Genomic DNA, 7530 nt, shown 5'->3' on the forward strand with positions numbered 1-7530 from the left:
TATTTGGAGGAATATAAGATGATAAGCTTTGAAGAACAATTAGGAATTAATGTAATTTCAACATCTACGGACAATCATAATTTACCTCTATTTTTAAATGAAGAAATATCTGACAGAGTAAGGAATTTTCACTCATCAATTAGTAACTATAAAATAACACCTCTTATATCTTTAAACAATTTAGCAAAAAAACTAAATATTAAAGGAATTTATATTAAAGATGAATCCTATAGATTTAATTTAAATGCTTTTAAAGGTTTGGGTGGTTTATATGCTATTTTTAAAATAGTATGTAAAAAACTAAATCTAGATGATAGCAAAACAACTTTTGAAGATTTGCAAAGCCCTGAAATAAAAGAATATTTGAAAGATATGGTTTTTATAACTGCTACAGACGGAAATCACGGTAAAGGTGTGGCATTTGCTGCATCAAAATTAGGATGCAAATCTATAGTTCTTATGCCAAAAGGAACTGTAGAAGTTAGAGCTGAGGCAATTCGCCAAGTTGGAGCTTATGAAGTAACTATTACGGACCTTAATTATGATGATGCTGTAAGAAAAGCTGCTAAGTTAGCTGAGGAAAATAACTGGTATCTAGTTCAAGATACAGCTTGGGGTGGATATGAAGATGTTCCTAATTTTATTACCCAAGGGTATACGACAATGGCAAATGAAGCTTATGATCAATTACAAGAATATGGTATTGAAAAACCTACTCACTTATTTTTGCAGGCTGGTGTAGGCTCAATGGCTGGAGGAGTTTTAGGATATTTCGCAAATAAGTATAAAGGTAATCCTCCTATTACCACAATTGTGGAGCCAAAAACTGTTGCTTGTATTTATAAATCAGCTTTGTCTGGTGACGGAAATCCTCATGCAGTTACTGGAGATTTACAAACAATAATGGCGGGTCTAAATTGCGGTGAACCCAATACTGCTACTTGGCCTATTCTTAGAGATTTTGCATCTTTCTATGCTGCTTGTCCTGATTATGTAAGTGCTAAAGGAATGAGGATTTTATCATCTCCTATAGGAGATGATAAAAAAATTATTTCTGGAGAATCTGGAGCAGTTGGTCTTGGGTTACTATCTTTATTAATGGAAAGAGATGAATTAAAAAAAATAAAAGAAGCTATGAATTTAAATTCAGACTCTGTAGTTTTAATATTTAGTACAGAAGGCAATACTGACCCTATAGGATATGATGAAATAATTTATGATGGTAAAAATCCAAGTTCATTTGTGGAAGGAAGGTAATTTCAATGAATTATAATAAAAAAGCTGTATATTTTTTCTGTACAGATTATGAAAGAGATGAAGTTGCACCAAGGGTTCTTAACTACTTAAAAAATAATTATCCCCTTAAGTTGAGCAATACAAAATTTGATAACAGAGATATTTATAATTATGTTGATAAAAATAATAATTTATTTACTTATGTAGAGACTAATAAAGTTTTAAGCTATGATTACGATAAATACATACCTATTTTAAATGAGTTCTTTTCAGACTATGACATAGCTGGTGTTGTAAACTGGCATGGTGGAGAAAAAGCTCCAGATAAAATTCTTACAGTTCATTCAACTGGTGATGTTGTAGGAGGAGTGTACGCTCCTTCCAATCCTCTATATTTAAGAAATTTATTAGTTTCTATAGAAAAACATAGAGTTGAAAATAATCTAGATGATTTTAAGGTAATGACTGAAGGAACTCATTGGACAGGTACCATAAGAGATGGAAATATTAATTTAATAGATAAATATCAAGTTCCTCTATTTGATATAGAAATAGGCAGTACTTTGGAGAGTTGGACTAATGAAACTGCTGTAAAGACCCTGGCTACATCTTTGCAAGAGGTTTTCTCTGATGAAGAAGAAGTAAAAATCCTTCTTTGCACTGGCGGTATGCACTTTGAGGAAACTTTCTCAAATATTATTATAGATAAGGATTATAAAATTTCTGTGGGACATGTTCTTCCTAATCAATGGTTAGTTCAAGGTGAATATGATAAAGATGAAAAATATGATTTATTAAAAAAGTGTACTGACTCTATTATTGGTAGTATTGACGGAATAGTAATTCATGATAATTTAAAGTCTGGTTATAAAAATCAAATTAAAAAGCTTGCCGAAGAATTAAATGTACCTACTTTTAAACATAAAAAACTAAGAACTCCAAAGGATTTACCTATTTGGTAAAATTCATTACATAATTAAAAAGCATATATTAAGTAAAGTATCAGACTCTTATAATTTTGCTTAGTATATGCTTTTTGTATCTTTAAATTATCTATTTATATTTAAACTTTCTTTGTCTTTAATATGTTGTCCAACGATTTTACCCACATCTGTGATTGTCAGAAAATCAGATACATCATCCGCTTCAACTATTTTCTTAAGTCCTCTTACTTCTAGCCTTGTAACAACAGCATATAAGTCTACTTTTGCTTGATCTAAACCTTCTGACCCTGTATCTAAGCAAGCTCCATATCTTATAATAAAACCACTCCTATTCCCAGAAGTATACCACCAAATACAATTGCCATAAGTATATCGTTAATAACCTCTTCAACAAACTTAAATACTTCAAGCAATAGAGAGAATAGAATCATAGCAAAGGAAACTTGAATTAGAAATACTTCCAAGGCTAGTGCTGCCAATAAGATGCATATAGTCATAAATATATAGGAAAGAAGAAGAATAATAATAACAACAACCACCCAAGAATTATATTCTTTATTTTTGAACATATAAACAACACTCTTAAACTTTTAATCTCTATATTAATAATTATATTCCACTATTTGTACTATTTAGAAGTTATTTAATATTATCATGGTTTATTACATCATTTTTTATAATATTAATTATGGTTTCCTTAGCTTTTAACATATCTTCTCCTGAAACATATTCATAGATTCCATGAAAATTTGCTCCACCAGTAAATATATTTGGCGTTGGAAGTCCCATATATGATAGCTTAGCACCATCAGTACCCCCTCTTATCGGAATTATGTTTGGTTTTACTCCAGCTTCTATCATGGATTTCTTAGCCAACTCTATAACATACATAACTGGCTCTATTACTTTTTTCATATTATAATACTCATCTTTAACTTCTACTTTAACTATTTCTTTTTCATATTTTTTATTAATTCTATCACCTATATTTTTTAATAAATCCTTTCTCTTTTGTAAATTCTCTAGGTCAAAATCTCTAATTATATATTTCAACGTCGCGTTTTCTATACTACCTTTAAAATCTGTTATCATATAAAAACCATCGTATCCATCTGTTTTTTCTGGTACTTCATCTTCTGGTAACAATGAATGAAATTCCATTGCTACTGTAGTTGCATTTATTAAAATATCCTTTGCTGAACCAGGGTGAACACTTTTCCCTGTAATATTCACTATAGCACCTGCTGCATTGAAATTTTCATATTCTAACTCTCCTAAATACCCTCCATCTATGGTGTAAGCAAAATGAGCATTAAATTTTTTCACATCAAATAAATCTGCACCTCTCCCCACTTCTTCGTCTGGTGTAAAACCTATAGCAATAGGACCATGCTCTATGTCTTTATTTTCAATTATATATTTTATAGCCTCCATAATCTCTGCTATACCTGCTTTATCATCAGCACCAAGCAATGTAGTTCCATCTGATGTAATTAGAGTCTTTCCTACTTGATCTTTTAAATACGGAAATTCATTTATGGATAAAACAATATTTTTTTCTTTATTTAAAATAAGATCTTTACCATTATAATTTTTATGAATTTGTGGATTTACATTTTCTCCACAAGCTGCTGGTGCAGTATCCATATGAGAAATGAAACCTATTGTATTACACATTTTATCTGTGTTTGATGGTACAAATCCGTAAACATAACCATTGTCATCCATATAAGAGTTCTCAACACCTATTTCTTTTAAGTCCTCCACTAAGATTTTAGCAAGATTTTTTTGTATTTCTGTACTCGGTGTACTTGTTGAATCTTCATCACTTGTTGTATATATTTTTGCATATTTAACAAAACGTTCTATTAAATTTTCCATCTCTAGTCCTCCTATTTATTTTAATTTTTTACATATTTATTATTATTTGTAATAATTATAACTTTTAACACATAAAAAAGGGATTGTTACAAATTTTGTAGCAATCCCTTTTTCTTATATACTTGCTGTGTGTAGTATAGAATCATAGTTTTCCATAAGTCTATCGAAAGATCTATGATCTGACTTATACCCTATACCTTCTCTTTTCTTATCTTTATCTATTATTTTATACTGTTCACAAGCTTTTCTTATTTTTTCTCTATCTTCTTTTTTTATAGCTTTATAAAATATCCTTTCACTCTCTGGAATATCTTTTTTATACTCTGGCTTTACAAAATATTTTACATCTTTTATTTGTCCTGCATTATATAAAGATTGAATTACTGCACCATTTTTTAAATGTTGTAAGTGCCAGTCTAATTTATAAGTATGAGCAACATGTGTTACACTTTTTAATTCCTTTTCAAATTTTAAAGCAACTTCCTCCATTAAATTAAAGCTTGTTGAACCTGTTTTATTTAGTTGTGGTAATAAAACTACATTTTCTCGTTTTACACCTAATGCCTTAACAGCTGCAAGAAATTCTCTTTCTCTATATTTATACTTTTCCATTTCACTCATGTTTTCAAAAGTTTTTTCCTTATCAAATATCTTTATTCCCGTTCCATAAGATACCTGTACCACATAAACATGGTCTGCTCCTACTTCATTTATTGCCTCTATAATTGCTGCTGATGCCCAAAGTGTCTCGTCATCTTGATGTTGTGCATAAAATACTACATTATCCTTAAATTTTGTATCTCCATAACCTTCTTCATTTTCAAATCCTGTTATAAACAATGGTAACATTAATAATGCCGCTATACTTATTGCTAGCTTAATCTTATTATTCATCATAATATTCACTCCTTCTCCCTCATGTCTTAAATCAATTATACCTTTTATAAATTACTAAATGATTACGACAGAATAACAATTTTCTTACAATTACGTAATATTGCGCATAAATCGTTATAAATTTGTAATAATTAAGTACTACTTTTGATATTTTCTTTTGATATAATTGATTGGATGAAGAAAAATTATATAAAAGGAGGTAATAATCTTTGATTCTAAGCATCAAAAATTACATTAAAAATTTAAGAGCTTATAATTCCTATTTAAAAATATTTTCTTTATTTTTTATGTTTTTATCTGCATCTATTTTTGCAGAAACAATAGGATTTATTTATAGAGACCAAGTTTTTTGACTATTTTTTTAATGAAATTTATAATAATAGACCTTGATTATCTAGTATTCTCATAAGACAATTCTTTTTATTTGGCTCTGGAGTTCGTTATGGTACTTCCCATATATTCTGGGTGTTTACATCCATCTGCATTATTTTTTTTATTTTGTTTTTATAAATTTTACATTTTATATTTTTGTATTTAAATTGATATGTAATAAATTCGACTGTATTGAGTATATTTCAAAAGAAGTTCAATCTGTTAAAAATGCAAGTATTGATTGTAAAGTGCAAATCAAAGGTAATGATTAAATTTCCCTTATTGCAAAAAATATTAATCTAAAAACTCTTATCTATCTATTTTAGATAAAAAATCTAAGCGACTTAAAATTTTAGTAGAAGAAATTTTTGAAGCCTCAAAACTTAGTAGCAGTGAGATAGAATTCAACATAGCAAAAACTGATATTAAAGAACTTTTAATACAAAATGTAGTGGGACTAGAAGATAAAATTCAAGAACGTAGATTAAATTTTATTGTGGATCCACCTGATGAAACTGTATTTACCATATATAGATGTCAAAAGAACTTTCAGAGCTTTTGAGAATTTAATTACAAATATAACAAAATACTCTGCTCCTAATAGGAGAGTTTATATAGATTTATTGGTTGAAAATAATACTATATCCATAATATTAAAAATATGTCAAATTATAGACTGAATTTAAGTCAAGATGAGTTTTTAGAAAGACTTAAACGAGGCGATTCTTCTAGAAATACTGAAGGCTCTGGACTTGGTCTTTCTATTATACAAAGTATTGTTAATACTCAAAATGGTACTATTTAAATATAGATGGTGATTTATTCAAGGTAATTTTAAAGTTTGAAAAATATCATCATAATGATAACTAAATCAACTACATTTGTTAATTATCATATTAAGAAGAAATAGCTATAAATTTGTAATAATTATACACTGTTATTGGTAATTTATTTTGATATAATTAATTAGTCTATAATTTTTGTAAGGGGTGAATTTATGAATGAAAATATTTTAGTTGTTGATGATGAAAAAGAAATAGTTGATGCTATTGAATTTTATTTAAAGCCTGAGGGATATAATATCTTAAAAGCTTATGATGGTTTACAAGCTTTAGAAATGCTTATAGAAAATGATATTAAACTTATTATCATGGATGTAATGATGCCAAATATGGATGGTCTTAAAACAACTATGAAAATAAGAGAAGATAAAAATATACCAATTATTTTATTGTCTGCAAAATCTGAAGATATGGATAAAATTTTAGGATTAAATATGGGGGCTGATGATTATATAACTAAACCATTTAATCCTTTAGAGCTAACTGCAAGAGTTCGTTCTCACCTTAGAAGATATATAAATCTAGGTAATATGTCTGATACAAATTCATCTTCCACTATTGAAGATAAAAAGGTAATTTTAAAAAGCGGTGGTTTAGAATTAAACCAAGAAACGAAGACTGCAACTCTAGATGGAGATGATATAAAGGTTACACCTATTGAGTATAAAATTTTAGAATTACTTCTTTCTAATCAAGGAAGGGTGTTTTCTTCTCATGAGCTATACGAAAGAGTTTGGGAGGAAGATGCTTATAATTGTGAAAAAACTGTGGCTGTTCATATTAGAAGAATTCGTCAAAAAATTGAAATAGATTCAAAAAATCCAAAATACTTAAAGGTGGTGTGGGGTATTGGCTATAAAATTGAAAAAATTAAATAAAGACCTCATTTCAAAAAATCCCTATATAAAGATTGTTACTCTTTTGTTAATGGTTGTATTTGCTTCTTTATTTTTTAATACATTATTATTTTTGATTAGAGATCATTTTGCATTGATTAGATATACCCTTGAAGATCTTTTGAATAATTATGGTTGGTATGGTCAGACAGAAGTTAGAAAATTTATTCTATTTGGTCCAGGAATTTATTATACAGATAATAGAATTGTGGCTTCTACAATAGTAGCTATTTGCATAGTTTCAATTATTGCAATTTTTATATGTTTTAATCTATATAGGAAAAATCTTAAAGCTAAAACTCGATTCAGTAAATATATGATTTACTTATACGACAAACTTACTATAGAAGCACCGTTATTATTTGTTATTATATCTGTATTTTTAAGTATAAATAGCATGAATAGACATATATATTTTTATGATAAATTTGTATTTTATGATGCAATTTGCTTGTTATTGCT

At 28.1% G+C, this 7530-nt stretch carries 7 protein-coding genes and 1 pseudogene; 5 read left to right on the top strand and 3 right to left on the bottom strand.

Going from position 1 to position 7530, the window contains the following annotated elements; all coding sequences use genetic code 11:
* The first annotated feature begins 18 nt into the window (after nt 1-18).
* The gene (gene dpaL / locus NSA58_RS12655) at nt 19-1257 is read left to right on the top strand and encodes a diaminopropionate ammonia-lyase (RefSeq protein WP_039680540.1); all 1239 of its coding nucleotides are present in this window, start codon (nt 19-21) and stop codon (nt 1255-1257) included.
* 5 nt (nt 1258-1262) lie between these two features.
* Nucleotides 1263-2198, top strand: a complete 936-nt coding sequence (locus tag NSA58_RS12660; protein ID WP_039680539.1) for a D-aminoacyl-tRNA deacylase — start codon at nt 1263-1265, stop codon at nt 2196-2198.
* 293 nt (nt 2199-2491) lie between these two features.
* Here NSA58_RS12660 and NSA58_RS12670 read toward each other — a convergent pair whose 3' ends face one another.
* The 3 genes from NSA58_RS12670 to NSA58_RS12680 form a co-directional block, all read right to left on the bottom strand.
* The gene (locus NSA58_RS12670) at nt 2492-2749 is read right to left on the bottom strand and encodes a YitT family protein (protein WP_257560521.1); all 258 of its coding nucleotides are present in this window, start codon (nt 2747-2749) and stop codon (nt 2492-2494) included.
* A 70-nt stretch (nt 2750-2819) separates the two neighbouring features.
* Nucleotides 2820-4061: a peptidase T gene (pepT, locus tag NSA58_RS12675; RefSeq protein ID WP_039680537.1), complete on the bottom strand. Its 1242-nt coding sequence runs from the start codon at nt 4059-4061 to the stop codon at nt 2820-2822.
* A gap of 114 nt (nt 4062-4175) precedes the next feature.
* Nucleotides 4176-4958, bottom strand: coding sequence for a PIG-L family deacetylase (locus tag NSA58_RS12680; RefSeq protein ID WP_079764752.1), 783 nt, complete (start codon nt 4956-4958; stop codon nt 4176-4178).
* Between the two features lie 1033 nt (nt 4959-5991).
* On the opposite strand from NSA58_RS12680, the gene NSA58_RS12685 reads away from it, so the two are divergent.
* The 3 genes and pseudogenes from NSA58_RS12685 to NSA58_RS12695 form a co-directional block, all read left to right on the top strand.
* Complete coding sequence (locus NSA58_RS12685; protein ID WP_161791928.1) at nt 5992-6135, top strand: ATP-binding protein; 144 nt, start codon at nt 5992-5994, stop codon at nt 6133-6135.
* A 192-nt stretch (nt 6136-6327) separates the two neighbouring features.
* Nucleotides 6328-7050 carry a response regulator transcription factor gene (locus tag NSA58_RS12690; protein ID WP_074429489.1) on the top strand — a complete coding sequence of 241 codons (723 nt, stop codon included), beginning with the start codon at nt 6328-6330 and terminating at the stop codon, nt 7048-7050.
* 139 nt (nt 7051-7189) lie between these two features.
* Nucleotides 7190-7530: pseudogene (locus NSA58_RS12695) on the top strand (HAMP domain-containing sensor histidine kinase); the annotation flags it as partial.

Source organism: Terrisporobacter muris (assembly GCF_024621905.1).
Classification (GTDB): Bacteria; Bacillota; Clostridia; order Peptostreptococcales; family Peptostreptococcaceae; genus Terrisporobacter; species Terrisporobacter muris.